Origin of the sequence: Fibrisoma montanum (genome assembly GCF_003583365.1) — a bacterium.
Lineage (GTDB): Bacteria > Bacteroidota > Bacteroidia > Cytophagales > Spirosomataceae > Fibrisoma > Fibrisoma montanum.
This window is the reverse complement of the sequence record NZ_QXED01000006.1, coordinates 307960-333475: the sequence shown is the minus strand read 5'-3', so window position 1 is coordinate 333475 and position 25516 is coordinate 307960. Positions and strand designations below refer to the sequence as shown.

At 55.8% G+C, this 25516-nt stretch carries 22 protein-coding genes; 7 read left to right on the top strand and 15 right to left on the bottom strand.

The features are described 5' to 3' along the window. The first annotated feature begins 57 nt into the window (after positions 1 to 57). The 5 genes from frr to DYU11_RS21450 all read left to right on the top strand — a co-directional run bounded on the left by frr (position 58) and on the right by DYU11_RS21450 (position 6723). Positions 58 to 618, top strand: a complete 561-nt coding sequence (gene frr, locus DYU11_RS21470) for a ribosome recycling factor (protein WP_119669780.1) — start codon at positions 58 to 60, stop codon at positions 616 to 618. Positions 619 to 1013: 395 nt separating this feature from the next. Beyond that, positions 1014 to 3629: a YfhO family protein gene (locus DYU11_RS21465; protein WP_119669779.1), complete on the top strand. Its 2616-nt coding sequence runs from the start codon at positions 1014 to 1016 to the stop codon at positions 3627 to 3629. 5 nt (positions 3630 to 3634) lie between these two features. After that, positions 3635 to 4783, top strand: a complete 1149-nt coding sequence (locus DYU11_RS21460) for a T9SS type B sorting domain-containing protein (protein WP_119669778.1) — start codon at positions 3635 to 3637, stop codon at positions 4781 to 4783. Between the two features lie 32 nt (positions 4784 to 4815). Next, positions 4816 to 5919, top strand: a complete 1104-nt coding sequence (locus tag DYU11_RS21455) for an alcohol dehydrogenase catalytic domain-containing protein (protein ID WP_119669777.1) — start codon at positions 4816 to 4818, stop codon at positions 5917 to 5919. Between the two features lie 3 nt (positions 5920 to 5922). Further along, positions 5923 to 6723, top strand: a complete 801-nt coding sequence (locus DYU11_RS21450) for an alpha/beta hydrolase (RefSeq protein WP_119669776.1) — start codon at positions 5923 to 5925, stop codon at positions 6721 to 6723. 69 nt (positions 6724 to 6792) lie between these two features. Here the strand turns inward: DYU11_RS21450 and DYU11_RS21445 are convergent, their stop codons facing one another. Then, positions 6793 to 6912, bottom strand: coding sequence for a 30S ribosomal protein THX (locus DYU11_RS21445; RefSeq protein WP_119669775.1), 120 nt, complete (start codon positions 6910 to 6912; stop codon positions 6793 to 6795). 120 nt (positions 6913 to 7032) lie between these two features. Here DYU11_RS21445 and DYU11_RS21440 point away from each other — a divergent pair, with 120 nt between their 5' ends. Next, positions 7033 to 8409, top strand: a complete 1377-nt coding sequence (locus DYU11_RS21440; RefSeq protein WP_119669774.1) for an ethanolamine ammonia-lyase subunit EutB — start codon at positions 7033 to 7035, stop codon at positions 8407 to 8409. A gap of 10 nt (positions 8410 to 8419) precedes the next feature. On the opposite strand, the gene DYU11_RS21435 is transcribed toward DYU11_RS21440, so the two are convergent. The 12 genes from DYU11_RS21435 to rimP form a co-directional block, all read right to left on the bottom strand. Further along, on the bottom strand, positions 8420 to 10504 hold the full coding sequence (locus DYU11_RS21435; protein WP_119669773.1) for a BatA domain-containing protein: 2085 nt from the start codon (positions 10502 to 10504) through the stop codon (positions 8420 to 8422). A gap of 107 nt (positions 10505 to 10611) precedes the next feature. Then, positions 10612 to 11313, bottom strand: a complete 702-nt coding sequence (locus DYU11_RS21430) for a metallophosphoesterase (protein ID WP_119669772.1) — start codon at positions 11311 to 11313, stop codon at positions 10612 to 10614. Further along, the gene (locus tag DYU11_RS21425) at positions 11310 to 12356 is read right to left on the bottom strand and encodes a hypothetical protein (RefSeq protein ID WP_119669771.1); all 1047 of its coding nucleotides are present in this window, start codon (positions 12354 to 12356) and stop codon (positions 11310 to 11312) included. Before DYU11_RS21425 ends, DYU11_RS21430 begins: the two co-directional genes overlap by 4 nt. Further along, positions 12353 to 13999 (bottom strand): NAD(P)-binding protein, encoded by a 1647-nt coding sequence (locus tag DYU11_RS21420; RefSeq protein ID WP_119669770.1) that lies wholly within the window; start codon positions 13997 to 13999, stop codon positions 12353 to 12355. The genes DYU11_RS21425 and DYU11_RS21420 overlap by 4 nt, the downstream gene beginning before the upstream one ends. After that, complete coding sequence (locus DYU11_RS21415; RefSeq protein WP_119669769.1) at positions 13989 to 15536, bottom strand: polyamine aminopropyltransferase; 1548 nt, start codon at positions 15534 to 15536, stop codon at positions 13989 to 13991. Before DYU11_RS21415 ends, DYU11_RS21420 begins: the two co-directional genes overlap by 11 nt. Next, positions 15529 to 15735, bottom strand: coding sequence for a DUF350 domain-containing protein (locus tag DYU11_RS21410; RefSeq protein WP_119669768.1), 207 nt, complete (start codon positions 15733 to 15735; stop codon positions 15529 to 15531). The genes DYU11_RS21415 and DYU11_RS21410 overlap by 8 nt, the downstream gene beginning before the upstream one ends. Positions 15736 to 15747: 12 nt before the next feature. Next, complete coding sequence (locus DYU11_RS21405; protein WP_119669767.1) at positions 15748 to 15942, bottom strand: hypothetical protein; 195 nt, start codon at positions 15940 to 15942, stop codon at positions 15748 to 15750. Positions 15943 to 15948: 6 nt separating this feature from the next. Next, positions 15949 to 17256: a DUF4178 domain-containing protein gene (locus DYU11_RS21400; protein WP_119669766.1), complete on the bottom strand. Its 1308-nt coding sequence runs from the start codon at positions 17254 to 17256 to the stop codon at positions 15949 to 15951. Next, a complete protein-coding gene (locus tag DYU11_RS21395; protein WP_119669765.1) occupies positions 17253 to 17606 on the bottom strand; it encodes an S-adenosylmethionine decarboxylase family protein in 354 nt (117 codons plus the stop codon). The genes DYU11_RS21400 and DYU11_RS21395 overlap by 4 nt, the downstream gene beginning before the upstream one ends. A 170-nt stretch (positions 17607 to 17776) precedes the next feature. Further along, the gene (gene infB / locus DYU11_RS21390; RefSeq protein ID WP_119669764.1) at positions 17777 to 21271 is read right to left on the bottom strand and encodes a translation initiation factor IF-2; all 3495 of its coding nucleotides are present in this window, start codon (positions 21269 to 21271) and stop codon (positions 17777 to 17779) included. 176 nt (positions 21272 to 21447) lie between these two features. After that, entirely contained in the window at positions 21448 to 22692 is a 1245-nt protein-coding gene (nusA, locus tag DYU11_RS21385) for a transcription termination factor NusA (RefSeq protein ID WP_119669763.1), read from the bottom strand. A 76-nt stretch (positions 22693 to 22768) separates the two neighbouring features. Then, on the bottom strand, positions 22769 to 23278 hold the full coding sequence (gene rimP, locus DYU11_RS21380; RefSeq protein ID WP_119669762.1) for a ribosome maturation factor RimP: 510 nt from the start codon (positions 23276 to 23278) through the stop codon (positions 22769 to 22771). Positions 23279 to 23565: 287 nt separating this feature from the next. On the opposite strand from rimP, the gene DYU11_RS21375 reads away from it, so the two are divergent. Next, positions 23566 to 24693, top strand: coding sequence for an endonuclease/exonuclease/phosphatase family protein (locus tag DYU11_RS21375; protein WP_119669761.1), 1128 nt, complete (start codon positions 23566 to 23568; stop codon positions 24691 to 24693). 3 nt (positions 24694 to 24696) lie between these two features. On the opposite strand, the gene DYU11_RS21370 is transcribed toward DYU11_RS21375, so the two are convergent. Together DYU11_RS21370 and moaD are read right to left on the bottom strand one after the other, a co-directional pair. Next, a complete protein-coding gene (locus DYU11_RS21370) occupies positions 24697 to 25107 on the bottom strand; it encodes a molybdenum cofactor biosynthesis protein MoaE (RefSeq protein WP_119669760.1) in 411 nt (136 codons plus the stop codon). A 71-nt stretch (positions 25108 to 25178) separates the two neighbouring features. Then, complete coding sequence (gene moaD / locus DYU11_RS21365) at positions 25179 to 25427, bottom strand: molybdopterin converting factor subunit 1 (protein ID WP_119669759.1); 249 nt, start codon at positions 25425 to 25427, stop codon at positions 25179 to 25181. Positions 25428 to 25516 lie beyond the last annotated feature (89 nt).

Below are 25516 nucleotides of genomic sequence, written 5' to 3'. Positions count from 1 at the left end.
TTTTGGTAGTACTGCCATGCGCCGAAAACCGTAAACCATAAACCGAAAGCCAGACCAATGGAAGACATCGAGCTATATCTCGAAGACGCGAAAGACACGATGGAGAAGGCACTCAAGCACCTATCCATCGAACTGACCAAAATCCGCGCCGGTAAGGCATCGCCCGATATGCTGAACGGCATTCAGATTGAATACTACGGGTCCATGACGCCCCTTAACCAGGTGGCCTCCGTCAATACGCCCGATGCCCGGACCATAGCCATCAAGCCGTTCGAAAAGAAGATTATCGGCGAGGTCGAAAAAGCCATTCGCAACAGTAATCTGGGCCTGTCCCCGATGAACGACGGCGAATTGATCCGGCTGAGCATCCCGCCCCTGACCGAAGAGCGTCGGCGCGACCTGGTCAAGAAGGTAAAGCAGGAAGTCGAGGTGGCTAAAGTGAACATCCGCAACATCCGCAAAGACACCAACGAAGACATTCGCAAACTGACCAAGGAAGGCGTTTCGGAAGACGCCGTGAAACAGGGTGAAGAGCGCGTTCAGAAGCTGACCGACAGTTTCATCGCCCGGGTGGATGATGTGTTTGCCGCCAAGGAAAAAGATATTTTGTCGGTATAGTAGAGACGCAAAAGGTTGCGTCTCTACGAACCATATAATTTCCAACCGATTCTGTTAAACAGAATCGGTTGTTTTTTTTGCTTTTTACCGATTCATCCTAATTACACATTACTATAGTCTACTTCTGATGATCCGGTTGGGCGGTTGTTCCAACGCCGGTACCGTATTGATACGGCACGTCTGGCTGGTTACGAGTATGGATCGAATGGGATGTATTTCGGGACTATCTGTACCCAGAGCCGGGAATCATATTTTGGCCAGATTGTCCCGACCGTAGAGATGCAGAATGTAGAGACGCCATGTGTTGCGTATCTACGTGTTTGACCAACAATCCGCCTGCCCCGCCTGCCGTTATCCCCTAAACCTGTATCTTTGGGCTACGTATCGTTTGCTCTATGAATCAACCTACCTTTTTTCAGCGCTTTCGGCCGCATCTGATCGCGGTGCTGGGGCTGCTGGTACTCGCTACCATCTACTTCGCCCCGGTGCTGTCGGGTAAAACGCTGGCTATGCCCGACGTGCAGGAGAGTGCAGCCGCTGCCCGCGAAATCCGCGAAATTGCCAAAGCCACCGGCGATAAACCGATCTGGACGGATGCCGTCTTCAGCGGGATGCCGGCCTACATGATTGATTTTGAATATCCGTATATCTTCGTTTACAAAGCCGTCAGTACGGTTGTCTGGTGGTTGCCGGCCAATGCCAACATTGTGTTTTTAATGATGCTGGGGGCTTATATTCTCCTGGTTGTGCTGGGGTGCAACCCCTGGCTGTCGGCGCTGGGAGCCGCTGCCTATGGGTTGGGTACGTTCAGCATTGTTAGCCTGGAAGCCGGACACGTATCGAAGCTGTTTGCGCTGGGCTACGGCGCCGGTATGCTGGCGGGTGTGGTCCTTTGCCTGCGTGGGCGCTACTGGGTCGGAGCGGCCGTAACCGGCCTGTTTACCAGTATGGAGTTTGGAGCCAACCACATCCAGATTACGTACTACCTCTTCATGACCATCGGTCTGTACGTGCTGTATGAAACCATTGCCCTGTTTCGGGCGGGCAAGACGCGGCAACTTACCCTGGGACTGGCGACCCTGGCGGTTGTTGGCGTCGTAGCGGCCGGCAGCTTCGGCAAGCGGCTGCTGGTGCTGAACCAGTACACAAAAGAAACCATCCGGGGGGCGTCGGAGCTGACGGCGAAAACTACAAACCCCGACGGACAGTCGACCAGCAGCGAGTCGAAAGGCGGTCTCGATAAAGACTATGCGTTTACGTACAGCTACGGCATCGCCGAAACACTGACGCTGCTGATTCCCAACTTTTCCGGTGGGGCATCCGTTGGCGGAGGGCTTGGCGCTGATTCGGAGTTTTACAAGGCGATGGTCAACAAAGGGGTAGACCCGGCCGCAGCCCGGCAGTTTGTCGAACTCGGAGCGCCGACCTATTGGGGCGATCAGCCGGCCGTGGGTGGCCCGGCCTACGCGGGAGCAGCCCTGCTGTTTTTGTTTGTGCTCGGGATGTTCATCATCCGGACCCCGCTCCGGTGGTGGCTACTCAGCGCGACCGTGCTGCTGGTTATGCTGACCTGGGGGAAGAACTTCGCGGCTTTTAACTACCTGCTGTTCGACACCCTGCCGTATCTGAACAAATTCCGGGCCATGACGATGGCTTTTACACTGGCGCAACTGTTCATTGCCGTTGGGGCAGCGCTGGCTATCCAGACCATTATAAACCAGAAGCTGACGTTTGCGCAGTTGAAGCAGCCTCTGCTGGTTAGCCTCGGCCTGACGGCGGGCGTAGCGCTTATTCTGGCGGTGCTGGGTGGGTCCTTCTTCGATTTCCGGTCGGACTTCGACGTAGATCGACTGACCCGCATCTTCGGCGATGCGAGCGTCGCCAACGACATGGTGCGGGCACTCGTCAGCGACCGGATCAGCCTGATGCGGGGCGATGCCTTCCGGTCGATTATTCTGATTCTGCTGACGGCAGGGGCTGTCTGGTTGTTTGTGACCAACAAACTGAAGCCGTCTGTTTTCTACCCGCTGGTGTTTGCTGTGGTTGTATTCGACCTGTTTGCGGTCGACAAGCGGTTTTTGAACAACTCAGATTTTGTTGCGAAAACGGAACTGAGCATACCGTACCAGCCCACTGCCGCCGACCAGCAGATTTCGCAGGATAAATCGCTCGGCTACCGGGTGTTCGACCAGACCGGCTCGTTCATGGAGAGCAACCGGGCGTCGTATTTTCACCGGTCGATCGGGGGCTATAACGTAGCGCGGCTGCGTCGCTATAACGAATTGATTACGTACGCATTTCCGGTCAACACGCTCAACATCCTGAACATGTTGAACGCCAAGTACGTCATCACGCAGGGACAACCATCCGCCAATCCGCAGCAGCAGGAGCCACCGGCACCGGTGGCGCAGCAGAATCCGGAGGTGTTGGGAGCGGCCTGGTTTGTCCGGACAGTACAGCCGGTTGAGAACGCCGATGCGGAAATGGCGGCTATGAAAACGTTGAATCCGCGCGATACGGCCGTGGTCGACAAGCGATTCGCGGAACAACTGACCGGGCTTCCCGCTACGATGGATCCGTCCGGCAGCACCATCCGACTGACGAGCTACCGGGGCGATAAACTGACGTACGAAGTGAATGCCGCCCGCGACGGATTGGCTGTGTTCTCCGAAATTTATTACCGGGGTCATGAAGACTGGCAGGCGTATCTGGATGGTAAACCCGTGCCGCACATGCGGGCCAACTACGTGTTGCGGGCGATGCGGATTCCGGCTGGCCGGCATACGGTCGAATTCCGGTTTGAGCCGCCCCTGGCGAAGACCGGCGATACCATCGACCTGATCTGTAATGTGCTGCTGCTGGCCTTGTTTGGCGTTGTGATTTTCCGGGAAGGTCGCCGGCCCCGTCCGGAGCCTGAGCCAACCCCGGCCCCATCGCCAGCCCCGGCTATTGCACAGGAGCCCGTTGAGCAGACGCCAAAGAAAAAAACGACGAAGGCTAAATCGCGCTGACGGCTATGAACGGACGAGTGACTGGCATCGGGCTTGTACTTGGGTTACTGCTGATGATCAGTGGCTCGTCCGTAGTGTTTGCGCAATGCGCTACGTCGACTTCGTTCACGGGTTCGCTGCGGGTTCGGAACGGAATCGGCTGCGTACCGCTGACCGTGCAGACCGGTAGTGACCTGATTGGGGTGCAGAACGTTCGGTACGTGTACGAATATGACGGGCAGCGCGAAATGCCGGTGACGACGGCCGGCACTTACACCTACAAAAAGCCGGGGGAATACCGGATTTTACAGCTATCCGAGAAAGAAGGGCTGCCGCTCCGGGCCTGCGCCACCGTCATCGTGTACGATACCATTCCGCCGACGGTAAACCTGACCGCCTGTGGTACGCAGGTGACGCTCCGGGTGAGCGATTCGCAGATGGATTTCTGGCGGTACGATTACATGGTCGTGCGTTGGGACGACGGACGCGTCGATACCCTGAAAACCATTCCCGTGGCAATCGGGCATACGTATTCCACGGTTTCCCCGCGCCGGATTCAGGTGCAGGGCTTCCATCGATACGGCCAGTGTGGAGGCACCACGACCCGGCTGTTTGTGCCGAACCAACCGGCGGTCGTGCGCGGGCTGGATCTATTGAACGCTCAAACAGGGCAGTTACGGATTGATAATCCGAGCGGTACTCCCTTAACAGTTGAACGGCGGTTGGGAAATGGCGTCTACACGAAACTGCCCGGTACGTTGTCCGGTAATGCGCCCTCCACGAATGTGACCCTCGATTCGGCCGAAATCACCTGCTTCCGGGTTGTACCCACGTCCAACTGCCCGGGCGAGAGTCCGTCGCCGGAACTGTGCTACACACCCCCCAATCAGGCGGTGGCCGACGCGGTGTACCTGCCCGATGCGTTTAGCCCAAACGACGATGGGGTAAATGATACGTTCGGACCGGTCGGAAAGCTGCCCCCCGGCGACTTTCGCCTGACGGTTGCCGACCGCTGGGGCCGCATTGTGTTCTCTACCGACGACCCACTGAGTCCGTGGAATGGGGTGTTGAACGGACAGTCGCTCCCCACCGGTACGTATGCCTACCAGCTCGAAATTCGCCTGTCGGGCGGACAAATTAGTCGACGGAGCGGACGGGTGCAATTGATTCGTTGAGTAGCTTTACCCGACTATTCTGACGAACCACCATGCAAGCCAAAGCCGCTATTGCCACCGGCAATGGGTCGTTTTCCATTCAAAGCATCGATGTGCAGGAGCCACAGGGCGACGAACTCCTGATCGAACTGAAAGCCGCCGGGCTCTGCCATACCGACTACGATTCCATGGCATGGGGAAAGCCTCTGGTCATGGGCCACGAAGGAGCGGGTATTGTCCGGCAGGTTGGCCCGGCCGTCACCAGATTCAAACCCGGCGATTCGGTTATCCTCAACTGGGCCATTCCCTGCGGCCGGTGTTTTCAATGCCAGGAAGGCAACCAGCACATTTGTGAAGTAAATTCACCCGTTACGGCCGGAAATCGGGTCAGTGGCGGCCATGCTACGTTGGCGAGCACCACCCTCGACGGTATACCCATCGAGCGGTCGTTCAGCCTCGGTACGCTGTCGGAGTGGACGCTGGTGCGCGAGGCAGCCGCCGTTCGCATTACCGTCGACATCCCTTTTCCATCGGCTGCTATCGTAAGCTGTGGGGTCATGACCGGCTATGGCTCGGTCGTGAACGCGGCAAAGGTAAAGCCGGGGCGGTCGGTGGTGGTGCTCGGTACGGGGGGCGTTGGCCTGAACGTAATCCAGGGTGCCCGGATCGCCGGAGCGGGCATGATCATTGCCGTCGACGTAAACGAGAACCGCCTGAACATGGCCCGGCAATACGGCGCCACGCACACCCTGCTGGCCGACCGCGCCGACGAAGGACTGCTGCAGGCCGCTCAGCAGGTCAAGGCCATGACCGGGGGACGCGGAGCCGACTATGCGTTCGAGTGTACAGCCATTCCGGCGCTGGGTGCGGCTCCCCTGGCGATGGTACGCAACGCGGGTGTGGCCTGTCAGGTAAGTGGTATCGAGCAGACCATTTCCATCGACATGAACCTGTTTGAGTGGGATAAACTTTACATCAATCCGCTCTACGGCCAGTGCCGCCCGGAAATCGACATGCCTATTCTGCTGAACCTGTACCAGAAAGGCGATCTGATTCTTGACGATTTAGTCACCCGTACGTACGCCCTCGATAACCTGAGCCAGGCGTTCGACGATATGCTCGCCGGACGTAATGCGAAGGGGGTAATTGTGTTCTGACGTATGCCATTCCGAACCATTGAAGTTTCTGATCCGCGATTTGAACGCGATGGGCTGCGGCTCATTACGGTCAAATCGCCGAACCTGCGCGGTCGGGGTGATATGACACTCTGGCTTCCCGATGGGGTTAATCATCCGATGCCGCTCGTCATTCTCCTGCACGGCGTGTACGGCAGCCACTGGGTGTGGTCCCAGAAAGGCGGAGCGCACCGCACGGCCGACCGGCTCATTCGCGACGGCCGCATGCAACCGATGGCCCTGGTGATGCCCTCCGATGGGTTATGGGGCGACGGCAGCGGCTACCTGCCCCACGACGGTAATGCATTTGACCGCTGGATTCTGGACGACGTACCCCGGGCTGTAACCGAAGGCGTGGGACTGGAGCCAGACGGACTGTTTATCAGTGGTCTGTCGATGGGGGGCTACGGAGCATTGCGGCTCGGAGCCTGCCACCCCGACCGGTTCAGGGCCATCAGCGGATTGTCGTCTATCACGGATCTGAAGCAGATCAAACTGTTTGTGGAGGAACCGCTGGTAGCGTATCAGCAGGCCAATCCCGAGGATGAATCAGTCCTGTCTCTGATGCGTCTCAACCGCGACCGGCTACCGCTCATTCGCTTCGACTGCGGCCGCGACGATCTGCTGATCGAGCATAACCGCGCACTGCACCAGGCCCTGCTGGACGACGGCATTCCGCATCAGTACGAAGAATTTGACGGTGGCCATGAATGGGCATACTGGGAAACGCACCTGGTCGAAACGCTGCTGTTTTTTGACGGTGTAGCGCGCAAAAGTCCGCAATAGAGTTCAAAAAAAGGCATCGCTGACCTGCTGAGGTCGGCGATGCCTGCACGGATTACCGTTGATGAACCGTCAAGCGGTTTCCTGAGTGGGCTTTGGCGGTGGTGGTTGCTGCGTTTTTCCAGGCCGGGTTTTCCCGTAAGACCCTATGGTAATTTTACCCCGGCGGCTTCGCTTATCTCCTTTTCCCATATTGGTTGGTTTAGATTGATTAGACTTTTATTACCAATTTAAGGAGATTTTTGTTTGATTGGTGTATCAGCCGGAAACTGTGCATTCGGCTGAAGTCTTTGCTTACCAAGAATTTAGCTCATGCCGTACCGCCATACCGTTCGTCAGACAACCTACGTTTTCGAGGACCTGAAAGCCCTGATGGCTAAAGCGACGCCCGGTCGGTCAGGCGATCAACTGGCGGGTGTGGCGGCTGGGTCGGCCGAGGAGCGCGTAGCGGCTCAGATGGCGCTGGCTGATTTGCCCCTGACGACGTTCCTGAATGAAGCCGTAATTCCATACGAACGGGACGATGTGACGCGCCTGATCATCGACACCCACGATGCCGATGCCTTTGCGCCTGTTCGACACCTCACCGTCGGCGGGTTTCGCGATTTTCTGTTGTCGGAGCAGACCAATACGGCAACCTTACAGGCGCTGGCTCCCGGCCTGACGCCCGAGATGGTAGCTGCCGTATCGAAACTGATGCGGAATCAGGATTTGATTACCGTTGCGGCCAAATGTGAAGTGGTGACGCGTTTCCGGAATACGATCGGCCTGCGCGGTCGGTTTTCGACCCGGTTGCAGCCTAATCACCCAACGGACGATTATCGGGGCATTGCCGCCAGCATCGTTGACGGTTTGCTCTACGGCTCCGGCGACGCCGTGATCGGCATCAACCCCGCTACGGATCACATCCAGACCGTTGTGCGTCTGCTGGATATGATTGACCAGATTCGCCAGCGATTCGACATTCCAACGCAATCGTGCGTTCTCAGCCACCTGACCACAACGCTGCAGGCGATTGAACAGGGCGCTCCAGTCGATCTGGCGTTTCAGTCGATAGGTGGGACGGAAGGCGTCAATGCTTCCTTCGGCGTGAACCTGAGCCTCCTGCGCGAAGGCTTCGACGCAACGCGGTCGCTGGGGCGTGGTACGGTGGGGCAGAACGCCATGTATTTCGAAACAGGGCAGGGGAGTGCGCTGTCGGCCAATGCGCACCAGGGCGTTGATCAGCAAACCTGCGAGGTGCGGGCCTACGCCGTAGCGCGGGCGTTTGAGCCGCTGCTGGTCAATTCCGTGGTGGGGTTCATCGGCCCTGAATACCTCTACGACGGCAAACAGATCATCAGGGCCGGGCTGGAAGATCACTGCTGCGGCAAACTGCTGGGGCTACCGATGGGCGTCGACATCTGCTACACCAATCACGCCGAAGCCGACCAGGACGACATGGACACGCTGCTGACCCTGCTCGGTACGGCGGGCGTTACGTTCATCATGGGTATTCCCGGTGCCGACGACGTAATGCTGCACTACCAGAGCACGAGTTTCCACGATGCCTTGTACCTCCGCGACCTGCTGAAACTACGTCCCGCCCCCGAATTTGAAGCCTGGCTGCTGCGCATGGGGTTGCTGAACGAACAGGGGCAGTTGCAGCCGGTGCCGAAAGGGCATCGACTGCTGGAGCTGGCAGGCTGAAAAGTGTTGATTAGCCTTTCATAAACCGCACCAGCGCTACCTCGATCAGCAGGAAGGCCAAGGCAGCCATCAGGAAGTACTTCCACAAGCTCCGGCCCAGATTTTCCTGCTCCAGTACCTGCACAAAATCACCATCCTGAATGCTGTCGAAGACTTCGACGTTCGGCTGGTTGGCAAACGCCCGGCGAAGCTCGTCGGCCGAGTAAAAATCCATCGCCGATTCCTGATTGCCATGATTGAGGGCCAGCAAGCGCTCCGTTTTACCGGCTCCGGGGCCGTTGTTGAGCTGTAATTCGTAATAGCCCGACTCTACTTCCTGACCGGTAGCCAGTTCGTTACTCTTTGGCATTTCCAGCAGCAGTTGATTACCAACCAGTCGCTGAACGGGAATTATCTCCAGCTTATCACGCTTGAGTTTGTACACCGCTCGTTCGGATGGATTGCTGATGAGCAACGAGATCAGGTTCTCGTCAAACGAGTAGGCTGTCCGTTGTGGCCGGACGCTCAAAGCCGCCATCTTGTACATGACCGGTACGAACAGGGCGTGTTCGGCCAGGTTGCCGTACTGGCTGGCCAGCGGATTGGCCATCACGTATACGTAGCCTTGCCCGGCCCGTACCTGCGTGAGCAGGGGACTGCCGTCGCGCAGACTCAGCAGCCGTTCGCCACCATTCCAGCGCCAGACGGGGGCTGCACTCGGCAGGTTCAGCGGATCGGACTGATACGTCTGCTGGAACACATCCCGAAAGAAGGGATTCCGGCGGTCGGGTTCCGATAAAGGTAGCAGCGCAGGCGTGGCACCGGCTGCCCCGACGCTCTGCACACCCGCTACGCCCAACGCGCTCAGGAACGGACTGTAGCTGCTGACATCCGGCGAAGGCGAGGGAATGATAGCCAGACTACCGCCCTGCCGGACAAAGCGCTCCAGTTCACTACGCAGGGTGCCGCTCACCTGCGAAACGCCTTCGAGCACCACCAGATCCGTTTCTTTTAGCTGCCCAACGTCAAAATTCTGGGCGTTGAAGCTACGGCGGACGAACAGACTGTCGTTCGAGAAAACCGTGTTGATGTAGTCCGTATTGGCCCGTTGTTCATACACGTGCATGACCCGAACCGCCGGCGACGCTTCGATGACGAAAAAATACTGGTTATCGAACGTAATGGGGTAATCCTCAAACACAATCCGGCCGCGATGATAGCCCTTCGACGTTACGTTGAAGTTAAGCGAAACCGTTGCCGAACCACCCGGTGCAATGGAAGCCGATGCCGTCGACGTCTGTGTATCATCCAGATACAGTCGGATTGGCAGGTTGCGGACCTCTTCCCGGCCTCCGTTGCTGAGCTTGACGTTCAGGCTGTTGTTCTGCATTTCCCGGATGAAGGGCGTACTGAGCCAGACCGAATCGACGTACACATTTTTAGTTGCCTGTGCATCCAGCGGCACCAGAAACAGCCGGTCGGTCGTGTCAATCTGTAGGCGGGATAAGTCCCCAACGGTGCTTTTTTGAAAATCAGAAAACCAGAACAACTGATTGCCGCCACTGGGGCTAAGCGAACTGAGCAGATTACGCTGCCGCCTGTACACACTTTCCAGGGTGCGGGGGGTATGCGCAAACCGTATTGACGTAACACGATCGCGGATGGCCTCCGACGAGCCGGCCTGCTGCTCGGCCGCCGAAAAATCATTGGTTAGCAACTGAAGCGAAGCCGCGTTGCGGAAAAGAGTCAGCAACTCGTCGAGTCGGCCGATAGCAATATCCAGATACCGCTTTGTGTTACGCTCGTTCTGCATGCTATACGAATTGTCGATGTACAGGCTGGTGACACCCTGCCTCGATAGCCCAATTTTATTTTTGCTGGGAATGAAAGGCTGAGCAAAGGCCAGCACCAGACACGCCAGAAATAAACAGCGGGCTACCAGAATCAGCCAATGTTTCAGCCGCCGAAACGACTTGGTTTCGGTCTGGACAGTTTTCAGCAGGGCCACGTTGGAGAAAAACACCCGACGCGTCCGGCGGAAATTGAATAAATGAATGGCGATAGGTACCGAAACGGCCAGCAGACCGAATAAAAACGACGGATACAGGAAACTCATTCAGACAGTTCGCCGAAGCGATGGGTTAATTCAGAACGTTAGACAATCGGACGGCCGAACGGCTGCTCTATTTACTGAAGCATCCAGGTCTATTAGTCTAACGTTCGTCAAAGGTCAAGATTATAAAACGCCGTCTGCGTTTGCAAGACGTCGGTATAGGTAATGGAACTCGTTTCGTCGCCAACCGTTCTAAAATCACTGATTGGCGTATGGCCAACTACCTGATGGAAACCCGTCAGGTGGTCGGCCAGCGTTTCGGATCGATCCGCCCAGACCGGTCCGCTGAACGGGTCGTCTCCACCCCGGACGGGCGCCACCTCAAACAGAATCGGCTGAAAGTCCGGGTTCTGGTGCAGCCGGTTCAGACCGTCGGCGACCGTTTCCGGGTTATTCAATCGGTCCAGAATCGTGGCATCGTCAAGTTGTTGTTTCGCCCTGGTAAACCAGCCGTTGGTCACCCCCGCATGCGTAAACAGGTACCTTCTTTCCTGATACGCTACCTGGAATGCATCCTGATGGTGCCGAAACAGGTCGGTAAGCATCGGCTGCATGGCGGCCCGAAAACCGGAGCAACTGTATTTTGGATAATGCAGGTACTGAGCGTCGTGGTTACCAAGTAGAAGGACAATTTTTTCGGGATACCGTTGCCTGAGCTTAAGGATCTGATGAAAATTATTCAGAATCACACCGTCACTGAGCGAATGGCTATCCACGTAATCGCCCAGAAAGAGTACCCGGTCGTAGGCGGCTACATCCACATGTACCCAATCGCCCCGGCCGTGTATATCACTAATTGTAACGAGTTTCATGCCGTTTGGTTTCGTCGCCAGATGAAGCCATCCAGCACGTAATGCGTCATTTGGGGAAGGGCCAGCAGCGGAACCAGCAACGCCAGGACCTGATGGTCCGTTACGGCTGGTAAGGCCTGAAACCAGCCGAAGACAGCCGTGTGTTCGCGCCAGATAAACCCGTCCCATAAACCCTCCTCAAGATACGCCAGGATAACGAGTACACCAACAAAAACTACCCAAGTCCGTCCGGCCAATACCCGGAAGCGGACCGCGGTGCGCTTAGCAGACGATACGCCGGGGCGATCACTGATCCAGATCAGGGCCATGTACGGAATCCCGTGCGAGACAACGTTCAGCATGGTGAACGCCAGATCGCCGTTAAACCAGATAATACCAAAGTACCAGGAAAAGCCTGTACCCGCAATCAGGAGGTTGCGGGGCCAGTTGAACCAACGGGTGTGAACACACAACCAGACCTCTTTGACTACGTAGGTGCTCAGCAGCAACCCGTATAAGCCCTCAGCCAAACATTTTAACCCGGCAAACTCGCCCTGGATAAAATCGCCGTTTATAAACCAGTTGAAATGCCGGTCGGGGGTTAGGTGCCACCAGAGGATGGGGTACAACGTAGCGGTGTAGATCATACACGTATCGAGGGCGGCCGACCACCCTGGCCGGGTTTCGGTGCGGCTGTAGATCCGCATGAAACCGTACTGCTGCCGAACGAAGTGAAAAACCGCCAGGTAAGCCAGGCAGCGCCAGAACCATAAACTCCCCGCACTATGCAGCAGAACCCCCGCGACGTAGCACAGCAACGGCACCGTCAGGAAGAGTATCCGCTGGCGCTGAAATCGTGATTTGTTGAAATACGTCCGAAACAGCGTACTGTAGACATGCGCTACGTCGATCAGCAGAACCAGAACTACCCAGCCGATAACGGGCATGTCGTCCGTGGTTTTGAACCGATCGGGGAGTAGAAAAACAATCAGCAGCGCCACAAACGGAGGAGACAGCACGTAGAGGCCGTCGAACCACGGGCTTTTGATCCACGGCTGTTTCATACGGCTTCGGCTACCTCCCGAGCCGCCCGGATGCCCTGGTAAAAGGCTTCCTCAAAAATTGAAACGCCACTCAAATCGGAATGGGCAAAAAACACCCGGTTTGCGATGGGCTGAGCGGCCTGACGGCGTTCGTTTCCCCACACAAATCCCGGCGATGGAGCCATCATACCATGTCCCCACACCCAGATGTCTGCCTCCGATACATAGGGTGTCAGGCCCGGGTGAGCCGTTTCTAATTCATCCATAATCTGTGTCAGCCATTGTTCGTAGGTGGTGCCGTAGGCTTGCCGACGCGCTGCGTCCGGTTCGGTATCCGTCAGTGGCTTATAGTACGTGATGACCTTGCGGGGGCCGTCCCGCAAATCCTGATGGTTAGCCGTAATATACCCGACCGATGACGCGCCGTAAAGAACGTTATCCCAGCATAGCGGCATTCCCCGGCCCTGCGGCAGCCCATTGAGGGTTAAGTTTGCCACAACCCAGGGTGCGTACCGAAAGCCGGTCCATGCACTCCGTTCGGGGGCTATTTTCTGAACGATGTGTTTCGTAATAAAATGGGGCGTTGCCAGAATCACCTTGTTTGCGTCGATCACTACGTTCCGGTTCGTTGTGGCGTCAAAGGCCACGACAGTTACGCCGGTATCGTTCAGTCGCACCTCGTAAACCAGCAGATTCCGGCGAATTGGCGAGGCTGCTCCGGCCCGTAACTGGTCAGCCAGGAAACCATTGCCCTGCGGCCAGGTCAGCACCGACGACGCATTGGCATTGGCCGCCTGGCCTTTGCGGGAGGCAAAGTAGTGAATACCCGCCCAGGCCGAGGTAGTTTCCAGCGTAGCGCCGTAGTCGTCGCGGCAGCAATACGTCAGGTACCACCGCAGGTAAGGTGATGTAAAGCCCGCTGTATCGAGGTAACTGGCAAACGATACGCGGTCCAGCTGGCGAAACGTTTCATCGGTAGATGATCGATCGAGTGGGATCGTAAATGCGTCGAGGTTATCCGAACCCCTGGCTGTTTTGAATCGGTCGATTAGCTGAAAAAAACGCCTGATCTGGTCCCGGTCGCTTTCCGGTACGCCGGCTTCCGGCACAAGCCCTTCCTGCCAGAAGCCGTTGATAAACAGCCGTTCTTCGGGATCGTGGCACAGAAAGTAGTCGTCGTAGATGGGCAGGCCCTGCGCATCTGAACCGGTAATGATCCTGCTTTCGGTCAGGAAATCGAGTAGTTCCTGATTGCGCAGGTCAGGGATTGGCAGGTAGTGTGCTCCGTAGGGGTAAGCAGAAACAGAATTTTGCCCGTACGCTGCGTTGCCGCCGGTTTGCCCGTCCATCTCAGCCAGTAACGTATCGCTGATGCCCTGCCGCTGCAGCCAACGGCGAGCCGAGAGGCCCGAAATCCCGCCCCCTGCGATGAGCACGTTTGTCGTCAGCTTCTCCGAAACGGGAAGCCTGACCAGTTCACTGATCGCCCGCAGGCGGTGGCCCGACTGGTGATTCGCACCCGCCATGCCTCCCTGGATGTGGCTGATTGACCGAGCCGATGCACAACCCGATACGCCAATACCTCCCGTCAGCAGAACCGCCATACCGGCCCCCGCCTGAGCTAAAAACGTCCGTCGACCGACGGCGTCAGAATTAGTGTCCATACGGTGCCCACTCTTCTTCAAACGACTGAACCAACACCTGATTATTCAACTTATTCACCTCCGTCGGCACCTCCGCCATATCGGGAGGGAAGTAGAGCATGTCGCGAATGGTCGATGGGGTAACGTAACGCAGCCCTTTCGGTAATGGCCCACCGACCCGCCAATGCTGATTTCGCAACGCCAGCACGTACCCCCATTCGCCAAACGACGGTACGTAGGTATGATACGGAATCGTTTGAAAGCCAACGGCGGCCAGCGTGTTCTTTATGCACCAGAATGATTTTCTTGCTATGTAGGGGGAGGTCGACTGCACCACCGCCAACCCGTCGGGAGCCAGCCGTTTTTCCAGCTCGGTGTAGAACGTAGTGCTGTATAATTTACCAATCGAGTAGTTCGAAGGGTCCGGGAAGTCGACAATGACGACATCGTAGCGGGTGGTGTCCTGCCGTATCCAGGTAAACGCGTCGTTGTTGATAACCCGAACGTTAGGCGACAGCAGCGAACGGTTATTCAACTGCACCAGCGTGAAATTCTGCTGAAACAGCTTCGTCATGCCGGGGTCAAGGTCAACCAGGGTAACCCGTTGAACAGACGGATATTTTAATAACTCGCGCACCGCCAGCCCATCGCCCCCGCCCAGCACCAGGATGTTGCTGGCGAAAGGACGGGCCTGCATGGCCGGATGCACCAGCGCTTCGTGGTAGCGGTACTCGTCCGCCGAACTAAACTGTAGATTCCCGTTTAAATACAGCCGTAATTCACGGTTGTTGCGCGTCAGTACGATCCGTTGGTACGCTGTGCTTTTGCTGTAGATCACCGTATCCTGAAACGCCAGTCCTTCGGCATAGGTCATGATGCGGTCGGCGTAGACAAAACCCGTGGTGAGTAGCCCAACCGACGCCAGCAGAATAAAACTGAAGCTGTGGCGAAATGATCGGGTTTCTGAAAACCGGTACAACAGAAAGGCCGCTACACCAATGTTCAGCAGGCCAAAGAACAGCGACGTCCGGATGAGCCCTAACTGCGGAATCAGAATCAGGGGAAAGATGAGCGACGCCAGCAGCGCGCCGATGTAATCGAACGTGAAAACCCGGGAAACCAGGTCTTTGAACGTAAGCTGATTCTCCAGAATCCGCATCAGAAGCGGAATCTCCAACCCAACCAGAATCCCCGTCAGGCCTACCAATGTGTACAGAATCAGACGGAACGACGCAACGTACTCGAACAGAACAAACAACAAAGGAGCGCTGCATCCGCCGACCAGACCGACTAAAATTTCAATGCGGATAAACCATTTTATCAGATTGCCGTCGAGGTATTTCGACAACCAGGAGCCGATACCCATCGAAAACAGATACGCCCCGATGATCGTCGAAAACTGCGTGACCGAGTCGCCGAGCAGGTAACTGGCCAGCGTACCGGCAACCAGCTCGTAGATGAGGCCGCAGGTAGCGATGATAAACACCGACACCAGCAGCAGCCAGTGCAGGGGTGTCAAGCCCGGTCGTACGGCTACCCGTTCGTCTTCGCTAACCATGAATGGCCGAACTGATGATTATGGATACGGCGATCATGAACGCAGCCGCCAGAATAGCCAGGGCTACGTTCTGCTCGTCAACAATTTTTTTCCAGAGGTTTTCCGGGGCAACTTTCTCGATGACGACGAAGCAAATCAAAAGGATGATTACGCCCAGTAGTGAGTAAACGATAGAGGCCGTGATGTACTTAAGTTCCATGTGGGATAAGGGTTATTTATGATAAAATCCGGTTCGTCGATAACCGCCCGAACTGCCGGAGCGGCCGTAGTAGCCTTGTTTGGTTTCGACGCGTTCATCATCGTCGCCCAGCAGGCGGGTACCTGTAAAGCCGGCCCAGGCAAACATACCCAGTGCCACAAGGACAGCGACCGCGTAATACCTGATCTTGCGTATCTCGTTCAGCATAAGCGATTAGTTGTCTTCTATGTCCGAAAAATCGCTGTTGGTCCAACGGCTTTGTTCATACCACTGCCGACGCCAGTAGAGAATCACCGGATACAGGCTGAGCAGTAGCAGAAGAATAATCAGGTTGGACCACATCATTGGGTTTTGTTTGACCGACACCTTAAATGAAACGGTACTGCCAGGGGCCGTGGCCGGGTAGATGTTCAGGTGATAGCGTCCGGATGGTATACGCGACAGCACAGCCTCATCAGTTCGGCTGCCTTCTGACCAGTTTTCTCCGCCTTCACGGCCAGAATAATACTCCAGCGCTTTCGTACACTCGTACGTTTTACCTGTCTGTTCATTAATCAGCGACATGGGTAGTTCAAGCCACTGGTTATCCAGTACGGCGCGTAGATCAATGCTCAGGATTGTAGGACCGTCGACCGGAAACGAGGGCGTTATGATAGGCTTGAAGCCGGCCGAAGCAGAATCCTGTGTCGGCTCGGTCTGGTACGAAGCGCTGAATACCTGCCGGGGCGGCCGACTAAAACTGATAACCGCCTGAATCAGCAACACCAGTACAACGGCCATACCCGTAAAGGACAGCAACGCATCCCAGCGCCCTTTCGGATCGGCCGGTTGAATGGCCCCCACGCCATACGGGGTTGGCAAGGCGTCGGCAGCAAGAGCAAAAGCCTTGATCAGGTCGGTGTGCTGAACGTAGTGGGCGACGTACCAGTCGGAGTGAGCCTTTGCCTGCTCGCCGATGAGCATAAAAGGGGGATGTATATATTCAGAAATAGTTAATTGTTCATCAGTAAGGATGTTCCAGTCAAATTCGCCGGCAGCATCCAGTAAAGTTACCTGATACCGGTTGTAAAGCCGATACTGACGTTGCTCCGTATCGACGTAATACGCGTTTCCGGTGGTGTGGTATTCGGTATATGTTTTGTTCGTCGGTTCAATATACATCCAGTGGCCATTGTACTCAGCTAACTGGGCATACTGGCCGTTTTGCCGCAACAACATGTATTCAGTCCACTCGTAGGGAGCTGAGGCTTCTTTTTTACGCATAAACCCAACCACCCGCATAAACTGACCTTCCAGATAACCTTCGGTCCCGATGGGTATGGGAATGAGTGTCGTCGTGCCGGCGAAGGTGGCCATTACTTTAGGTGGCCCTTCGTAGGCATACTCGAAAAAGGTGTGGCAGGTCGGGCAGCCGTAAAATGAACTGTTCTTTACGTCGTAGTACGTAATTGCAGACTGACACCCGGGGCAGTGGAGCGTGGCCGACTGGGGAGTCTGACCGGAAGGAACGGCTTCTGTCATCGCGTAAGTTCCTGTTTAGAAAGTTCGGTGGCCGCGAAATACGTCAGTACATCGGCGTAGAACCGGCGGGTTTTGGCCGAGTTGTCGCGCAGGTAGTTTGACAGAAAGACGTCGAAGGTTGCCAGGCTCAGTTCCGGCCAGGTATGAATCGATACGTGCGACTCCGTCAGGCAAACCACGGCTGTGAACCCGCCGTTCGGAAAGATGTGATAGGCCTCGCCAACCTTGTTGAGCTCCAGAACGTCAATGAGTTGATCGAACGCGGCCCGGCAGGCAGCGGCATCGCTCAGGCGCTCCGGCGAAGACGAAAAGGTTGACAGGAGGTGCAAACCGGGTCGGTATGCTGTCATGGTTTAGGTTAACGTAACGCTGTGTAAGATAGTGACACAAATGTATTCGTGGAAATCGGGCGGTATTGAAAAATCGGAGTATCGGTTTGACGGCTAGACAATCGGCATAAAAAAGCCCTCCAGACTCGAAGTCCGGAGGGCTGTAAACTAGTGGTATGTAGAACGTTGTCTTACAACGTACGCTTCACTTCTTTGATTTCAAAGGCTTCGATCGTATCGCCTACTTCGATGTCGTTGAAGTTTTTGACACTCAGACCACACTCGTAGCCCGACCGTACTTCACCAACGTCGTCCTTGAAGCGTTTCAGGGCGCTGATTTCGCCGGTATGGATCACGATGAAGTCGCGGATCACCCGAATCTTGTTGTTCCGCTTGATGGTCCCTTCTGTTACGTAACAGCCGGCTACCGTACCCACCTTGCTGATCTTGAACACATCGCGAACCTCAATGTTACCTGTGATCACCTCCTCGGTTGTCGGTGCCAACAGACCTTCCATGGCGTCCTTCACCTCGTTGATGGCGTCGTAGATAATCGAGTACAGACGAATCTCGATCTGCTCCTGTTCTGCCAGACGACGAGCGTTGGCCGACGGACGTACCTGGAAGCCGACAATGATGGCGTCTGATGCGGAAGCCAGCAGAATATCCGATTCCGAAATCTGACCAACGGCCTTGTGAATGATGTTCACCTGAACTTCTTCCGTCGACAGCTGCAACAGTGAATCGGAGAGGGCTTCGACGGATCCGTCCACGTCACCTTTCACAATCACGTTCAACTCCTTGAAGCTACCGATCGCTTTCCGGCGGCCAATTTCTTCGAGCGTGATGTGCTTGCGGGTACGTAACGTCTGCTCACGCAGCAGTTGCTCGCGCTTGTTCGCAATCTCGCGGGCTTCGCGCTCCGTTTCCATCACGTTGAACTTGTCGCCGGCCTGTGGTGCGCCGGGCAGACCCAGAATCTGGACGGGAGTTGCCGGACCGGCTTCCTTGATCCGTTCGCCACGGTCGTTGGTCATAGCCCGGATGCGTCCGTAATGGGCACCCACGAGCATGATATCGCCCTGGCGGAGCGTACCGTTTTCAACCAGCACCGTCGAGACGTATCCACGACCCTTGTCGAGCGAGGCTTCGATAACCGTACCCAGCGCCCGACGACTCGGGTTAGCTTTCAGTTCGAGCAGTTCGGCTTCGAGCAGGACTTTCTCCAGCAGATCGTCTACACCCATACCGGATTTCGACGAAATTTCCTGAGCCTGGTATTTACCACCCCACTCTTCAACGAGGAGGTTCATTGTGGCCAGTTCCTGACGAATCTTTTCGGCATCGGCACCCGGCTTATCCACCTTCGAAAAGGCAAACACAATCGGAACGCCGGCTACCTGAGCGTGATTGATAGCTTCCCGGGTTTGTGGCATGACACTGTCGTCGGCCGCAATCACGATAATAACAACGTCTGTTACTTTCGCACCGCGGGCACGCATGGCCGTAAACGCTTCGTGACCAGGCGTATCGAGGAAAGTAATCATGCGGTCGTCGGCGGTTTTCACGCTGTACGCACCAATGTGCTGCGTAATACCACCGGCTTCACCGGCGGCCACTTTCGCCCGGCGGATGTAGTCAAGCAAAGACGTTTTACCGTGGTCAACGTGACCCATGATGGTCACGATCGGGGCTCGTGGTGCCAGATCTTGCGGATCGTCAGCTTCAACGTCGACACCCGCTTCGGTTTCGTCTTCAGCCGAGACAAACTGTACGTCGAAACCAAATTCGTCGGCAATTACCGTAATGGCTTCGGCATCGAGTCGCTGGTTAATCGACACGAACATACCCAGGTTCAGACACACCGAGATGACTTCGTTCACCGATACGCTCATCAGCGACGCCAGGTCGTTGGCTGAAACAAACTCGGTTACTTTCAGCGTTTTTGCTTCGAGTTGTTCCTGTTCATCGAGCAGACGGCTCCGTTCGGCACGTTCATTCCGGCGATCCCGACGACGGTCGGCACCGCGGTTAGGCTGGTTGCCGGCCATCCGGGCGTTGGTAGCCCGGATACTTGCCCGTACGTCGGCTTCTGAAGGAGCTTCCCGGCGGTCGCGACGGTTGTTGTCGCGGCCTGTACCACCCCGATTGGCGTTATTTCCACCACCCTGACCCGGGCGGTTGTTTGTATTCGTATTACTCCGGCCTCCGCCACCTTGTCCCTGGTTGCGGTTATTGGTGTTGTTACCACCGCCACCCTGGCCTTGCTGATTTGGATTGGTGTTGCGGTTGGCGGGTGCCTGATTACGATCTCCCTGGTTCTGACCCTGCCCATCGCGAGCTTCCCGCGGAGCACCATCCCGCTGACCACCTTCGCGGGGGCCGCGGTCATTTCGGTCATTCCGGAAATTGTTGCCACCCTGGCCCTGTGGCTGACCGCCTTCGCGCGGTGTACCCGGTTGGTTAGGCTGGCCGGTACCACCAACAGCGCCTTCGCGACCGCGAATCCGCTTGCGCTTCTTCTTACGGTCTTCGGCACTGTTGCCTCCGCCCTGACGCGGGTTATTTACCGGTAATTCAATCTTACCTAGAATCTTCAATCCACCGAGCTGATGGCTTCCGGCGGCCCGAATCGTTTCAGGTTCTACGCTCGTTTCGTCGGAATCAGTAACGGGGGCGGCAGGGGGCGTAGGGGTACGCTCCTCGCGCGGACGGTTTTGCTCCGGCCGGGGCTGATTCTGCTGATTGGCCGGGCGGTTCGACTGATTAGCGGGGCGGTCGGCTTGTCCGTGAGGACGCTGGCCATCCCGGCGGTCATCGCGCCGTTCCTGGGGTGCATTACCAGTCGGCTGAGTTCGCTGCTGATTGCCCGGCTGCTGTGGCGTTGGTGTCGGCTGAGCAGGCTGTTGAGCAGCGGGCTGCCGATTTTCAACCGGAGCTGCCGGTTTTTCTTCCGGACGGGCAACTGGCTGCGCAGCAACCGGCTGGGGTGCTTCGGGTTTCGGTGTTTCAACCGGTTTCGGTGGAGCCGGTGGTGTTACAGCAACCGGCTGCGGTTGAACCGGAGCAGGCTGCGGCTTCTCTACGGGTTTAGCAACTTCCGCCTGGGGGGGAGTTGCTGCAGGTACCGTAGGGGCCGGCTTTGGCGGAGCGACCGGCTCCGTGGGACGGGTACGTTCAACAGTCGGCGCGGGGGCAGGCTGCGGAGAGACTACCTTAGGCTGCTCCGGCGCAGGTTGAGACGATGATGTCCCTGGTCGGGCGTTCAGATCAATTTTGCCAACTACTTTAAGACCAGGAAGTCCCGTTCCTACAGACTGGGTAGACGGTGTGGCTGGCTGTGGAGTAGAGGGCCGTGGCGTTTCCGCTGGTTTTGATGCTTCGGGTTTGGGAGTGTCCACAATAGGACGACCTGCGTCATCACGACGGTACAATATAACATCCTCCTCCTTACGGCGCGGTGGCTCGGCGACCGCAACCGACGATTCGGAACGGCGAGCTCCGGTCAGGAGTTCATTGGATTTGTATTCCTTCGCCAACACCTCCAACTGCTCTGCGTTGATTTTGGTGTTGGGATTACTATCAACCTTGAACCCTTTGGCAGACAGACTACCTACAACAGAGGAAATACCTTTGTTGAGGATTTTTGCCACTTGGCTAAGGCGCATTGACTTATCTTCTGCCATAAATTCGGTTTATGTTCGGCAAATTTAATGCTTGTTGGTATCCTAAGAACACCGGTTTGTTAAATAAAAATCCCACGTAGTCATTAAAATGGCCGCAGGCTGCCCGATGGCAGTCGTTGACCCCAGGTTGAGGATGCTGACGGCCATCGGGCTGATCGCCATCCGGCACCTGAAAGTTACTCGAATTCCCGGCGCAGAATGCTCAGGATTTCGTCGACGGTATCTTCTTCGAGGTCCGTCCGGCGAACAAGTTCGTCGCGGTTCAGTGCCAGTACGCTCTTCGCCGTATCGAGACCTACCCGGCGCAGTTCGTCGATCATCCACTCGTCAATTTCGTCAGTAAATTCCGACAGGTCAACGTCTTCGTCGTCTTCCTGGCCTTCATTGTCGCGGAATACGTCGATTTCCATATCCACTAACCGACCCGCCAGCTTAATGTTCTGCCCCCCTTTACCAATAGCGAGCGACACCTGATCGGGTTTCAGAAACACCGAAACGCGTTTGGCTTCCCGGTCGATCTGCATCGAACTGATCTTGGCAGGGCTGAGGGCCCGGCTGATGAGCAGTTCGAGGTTTTCGGTATAGTTGATTACGTCGATGTTTTCGTTACCCAGTTCACGAACGATGCCGTGAATCCGGGAGCCTTTCATACCCACGCAGGCACCTACAGGGTCGATCCGGTCGTCGTAGGATTCTACGGCTACCTTGGCCCGTTCGCCCGGTTCGCGGACGATCTTCCGGATGGAGATCAGACCGTCGTAGATTTCGGGAACTTCAATCTCGAACAGCCGCTCCAGAAAGACCGGCGACGTGCGGGACAGAATGATCTTGGGCGATCCGTTGATCATTTCCACGCGGCTCACGACGGCTTTGATGGTTTCGCCTTTCCGGTACCGATCCTTCGAAATCTGCTCGGTACGCGGCAAACTTAGTTCGTTATTCTCAGGGTCGACCAGAATAATTTCGTGCTTGAGTAACTGATAGACTTCGGCGGTGATCAGATCTCCAACCTGGTCCTTGTATTTCTGGTACAGTAACTCCTTTTCTAAGTCCTTGATTTTCTGGATGAGTGTCTGACGGGCTGTTTGCACCACCCGCCGGCCAAAATCTTCCAGTTTCACCTCTTCGGCCACCTGTTCGCCGACTTCGAAGTCGTCCTGAATTTTGCGGGCTTCGGCAAGAGGAATTTTGTCATAATCCCAGATATCCTCCGAGTTATCATCGACAATCTCACGGGTGCGCCACATTTCAAGGTCGCCACTTTCGGCGTTGATGATTACGTCGAAGTTTTCATCGGTGCCGAACTTTTTGCGGATCATCGTTCTGAACACGTCCTCCAGTATGGCGATCATGGTGGGCCGGTCAATATTTTTAGACCGGGCAAAGTCCGCGAATGATTCGATCAGTAATCCACTGGTCATGGTAGTTTGCAAGTTAATCAGTTGATCAGTCAGTGGCCGGGCGGATAGGTTATAAAGGTTTCACCGGCTGGCTGACTCATTTGAATGATAGTTCTACGTTTGCTTTCTGAATCGCGTCGAAGCGAATCGGCACGGGGCCGGTTAGTTCTTCAATGCCAAGCTTAGCTTCCTTCTTTTTCTGCGTTTTGGATTTCTGCTCCGGTGTGATGGTCAAAATAATATGATCATCGGCAACCGAGTCGAGTACGCCGTTTCGGGTCGTACCGTCAGTAAGGGTCAGTTTCAGGCGTCGGCCGACATTCCGTCGGTACTGGCGTGGAAACGTCAGCGGATGGTCTACACCCGGCGACGAAATTTCTAACGTAAAAGGCGCTCCGTCGAACAGGTCGGTTTCGTCGAGCTGCGCCCCGAATCGGCGGCTGATATCAACGCACTCGTCAATCGTAATCCCCGTGTCGCTGTCCAGCAGGATGGTCACTTTAATACGGCCACCCTGGCGACCGGCTACCTGACAATCTACAATGTAAAACTGGCCGTTTTGTAAATACGGCTGAATCAACTCCGCAATACGCGTTTTGTCATCCATGCAGTAGGGCTAACAAAAAAGGGAGTGCGACTCCCTTGCTTACTTAACAGAAAAACCTATTACGGTTGCAAATATAGCAGATTTACAAGCGAATTGCAAACGCGCCGATACCAGACGCCTACCCGCAGGAGCAGCCGCCCGTCAAAGCGTTGTAGAGGATACCATCAGGCCGTATGGTGGTTGTATTCAGGGGGCTGATTCGGGATAATTGTACGTTTCTGTTAATTATGCCGTACTTTTGGGCTTGTGTGCGTCGGTGAGGTCTGATGCCAAACGTACGATTACTGATGCGTTTTCGAGTTGGGGAGCTTATTGCGTATTTTTTTCGATCGCTGTTCTGGTCGTTCAATCTGCTACTGGTTTTATATACGCTACTGGCTTACTGGCTTTTATACAAGCTTCCGGTTGAACATTGGTCGGCCGGAATGATCATGATCACCCTGCCGGTAGTCTGGGTTTTTAACCTGATTGTGGTGTTTTTCTGGCTGGCTACCCGACCCTGGCGAAGCTGGCTGTCGGGCCTGGTTTTGATCCTGGGCATTATTCTGTTCGGGCAGCGGACCTTCCAGTGGCATCAGCCGGCGGGCGACGCTGCCGTATCAACGCCCGATCATCCGGTTATTAAAGTGTTCAGTTACAACGTAGGGATGTTCAACCTCAGCGATTACTGGTCACGCCACCGGAGTTCGCCCCCTATTCGCCGAACCCTCAACTATGTGCTGCGCTACGATGCGCCAATCAAGTGTTTTCAGGAGTTCTGTTCGTCTACCACACTGCCCGAGTATAACATGGTCCGCCGGTTGCGGAACGCGGGCTACGAGCATTCGGTAGTCCTGTATCCCGAACTGCTCGGCACAGATTATGGCGACGTTGGCGTCGCGATCTTTTCAAAATACCCGATCATTCACTCGGGGCGGGAAATTTTTAATGGCCGGAACGGATTGGTTTGGGCCAACATCAAGGTCGGTAACGACACGATCCGGATCATCAATGTACACCTGCACTCGATGGGAATCAGGGTGGGTAAGGTGCTTCGGCAGGACGAACTGACGGGGGTGAAACAGGAAACCCGGGGTATTCTGAGCGCCCTGCGGTTCGGCTTTATGGAGCGTCGTGAACAGGTTCGTAAGGTCGAGCGTCACATCACCGAAAGTGAGTTTCCGGTAATCGTGACCGGCGACCACAACGATACGCCCTACAGCGTCGTGTATGAGCGGTTGCGTCGGATATTACGCAACAGCTTCGAGGCTGCCGGCAGTGGGTTTGGCTTTACGTATAACCGCCCGCCGGGCTTTATCCGGATCGACTACCAGTTCTTTGATCCGCAGCACTTCGATGCGGTCGATTTCGAAACCATCAATTACGTGCGCTACTCGGATCACTACCCGATTGCAGGCACGTACCGTATCAAGTAATCGTTACGGTGTGGCATTGACCCACACCTCACCATCGGTAAAGATTTCCTTTTTCCAGATTGGAACGGTTTGCTTGATGGTGTCGATTACGTAGCGGGTGGCGTCGAAGGCGTCGGCGCGGTGCGGTGTAGCTACTCCGATCAGTACGGCAATTTCGCCGATGCGAAGCGTTCCCTTACGGTGAATAACCACGTGGCGAAGCAACTGCCAGCGTTGGTGGGCTTCGTCCATAATTTTCTGCATTTCGCTGATTGCCATGCGGTCGTAGGCTTCGTATTGAAGGTGATCGACGGGGCGCTCCTGCGTATTATCGCGAACAACGCCCAGAAACAGGTCTATGGCCCCCGCTTCGCTGGCCTGCAGCAGTTTGAGCGCTGAAGCAACATCGATGGGGTCGGTCGTAATGGCAATCATGGCTAACAAGGGTCAGTGAGTGAAAGGCAACAGATGGAGCGGGCACAATCCAGGCCGGGGCAACGCCCGGCTTAACCACCACTAACGGGCGGAATCAGGGCTACTTCGTCCCGGCTGTTGATGACCGTATCGGGTTCAGCGTATTCGCCGTTGACGGCTACCAGCAGCGATCGGATGTCGGCCAGGCGAGGGTACTGCTGCTGAAGCTGTAGCAGCAGATCACCCACGCGATTTCCGTCGGCTAACGGTACCGATACGGCCGACTGACCCGTGATGTCGCGGGTGATCCCGAACAATAATACTGAAATGGATGCATTCATACCTCAAAGTAACACCACAAATGGGATCATGTCAACGTATAGACCAGAGCGTATTATTTTTCGTTGCATCGGGCGCTGGTTTTACACAA

Coding starts and splice junctions, on each gene's coding strand:
- rimP (WP_119669762.1), bottom strand. CDS start 23,278: ATGGATGACAAAACGCGTATTGCGGAGTTGATTCAGCCGTATTTACAA.
- DYU11_RS21405 (WP_119669767.1), bottom strand. CDS start 15,942: ATGCTGAACGAGATACGCAAGATCAGGTATTACGCGGTCGCTGTCCTT.
- infB (WP_119669764.1), bottom strand. CDS start 21,271: ATGGCAGAAGATAAGTCAATGCGCCTTAGCCAAGTGGCAAAAATCCTC.
- DYU11_RS21430 (WP_119669772.1), bottom strand. CDS start 11,313: ATGAAACTCGTTACAATTAGTGATATACACGGCCGGGGCGATTGGGTA.
- DYU11_RS21445 (WP_119669775.1), bottom strand. CDS start 6,912: ATGGGAAAAGGAGATAAGCGAAGCCGCCGGGGTAAAATTACCATAGGG.
- frr (WP_119669780.1), top strand. CDS start 58: ATGGAAGACATCGAGCTATATCTCGAAGACGCGAAAGACACGATGGAG.
- DYU11_RS21460 (WP_119669778.1), top strand. CDS start 3,635: ATGAACGGACGAGTGACTGGCATCGGGCTTGTACTTGGGTTACTGCTG.
- DYU11_RS21415 (WP_119669769.1), bottom strand. CDS start 15,536: ATGGTTAGCGAAGACGAACGGGTAGCCGTACGACCGGGCTTGACACCC.
- DYU11_RS21410 (WP_119669768.1), bottom strand. CDS start 15,735: ATGGAACTTAAGTACATCACGGCCTCTATCGTTTACTCACTACTGGGC.
- DYU11_RS21420 (WP_119669770.1), bottom strand. CDS start 13,999: ATGGACACTAATTCTGACGCCGTCGGTCGACGGACGTTTTTAGCTCAG.
- DYU11_RS21455 (WP_119669777.1), top strand. CDS start 4,816: ATGCAAGCCAAAGCCGCTATTGCCACCGGCAATGGGTCGTTTTCCATT.
- DYU11_RS21435 (WP_119669773.1), bottom strand. CDS start 10,504: ATGAGTTTCCTGTATCCGTCGTTTTTATTCGGTCTGCTGGCCGTTTCG.
- nusA (WP_119669763.1), bottom strand. CDS start 22,692: ATGACCAGTGGATTACTGATCGAATCATTCGCGGACTTTGCCCGGTCT.
- DYU11_RS21395 (WP_119669765.1), bottom strand. CDS start 17,606: ATGACAGCATACCGACCCGGTTTGCACCTCCTGTCAACCTTTTCGTCT.
- DYU11_RS21375 (WP_119669761.1), top strand. CDS start 23,566: ATGCGTTTTCGAGTTGGGGAGCTTATTGCGTATTTTTTTCGATCGCTG.
- DYU11_RS21400 (WP_119669766.1), bottom strand. CDS start 17,256: ATGACAGAAGCCGTTCCTTCCGGTCAGACTCCCCAGTCGGCCACGCTC.
- DYU11_RS21440 (WP_119669774.1), top strand. CDS start 7,033: ATGCCGTACCGCCATACCGTTCGTCAGACAACCTACGTTTTCGAGGAC.
- DYU11_RS21450 (WP_119669776.1), top strand. CDS start 5,923: ATGCCATTCCGAACCATTGAAGTTTCTGATCCGCGATTTGAACGCGAT.
- DYU11_RS21370 (WP_119669760.1), bottom strand. CDS start 25,107: ATGATTGCCATTACGACCGACCCCATCGATGTTGCTTCAGCGCTCAAA.
- DYU11_RS21465 (WP_119669779.1), top strand. CDS start 1,014: ATGAATCAACCTACCTTTTTTCAGCGCTTTCGGCCGCATCTGATCGCG.
- moaD (WP_119669759.1), bottom strand. CDS start 25,427: ATGAATGCATCCATTTCAGTATTATTGTTCGGGATCACCCGCGACATC.
- DYU11_RS21425 (WP_119669771.1), bottom strand. CDS start 12,356: ATGAAACAGCCGTGGATCAAAAGCCCGTGGTTCGACGGCCTCTACGTG.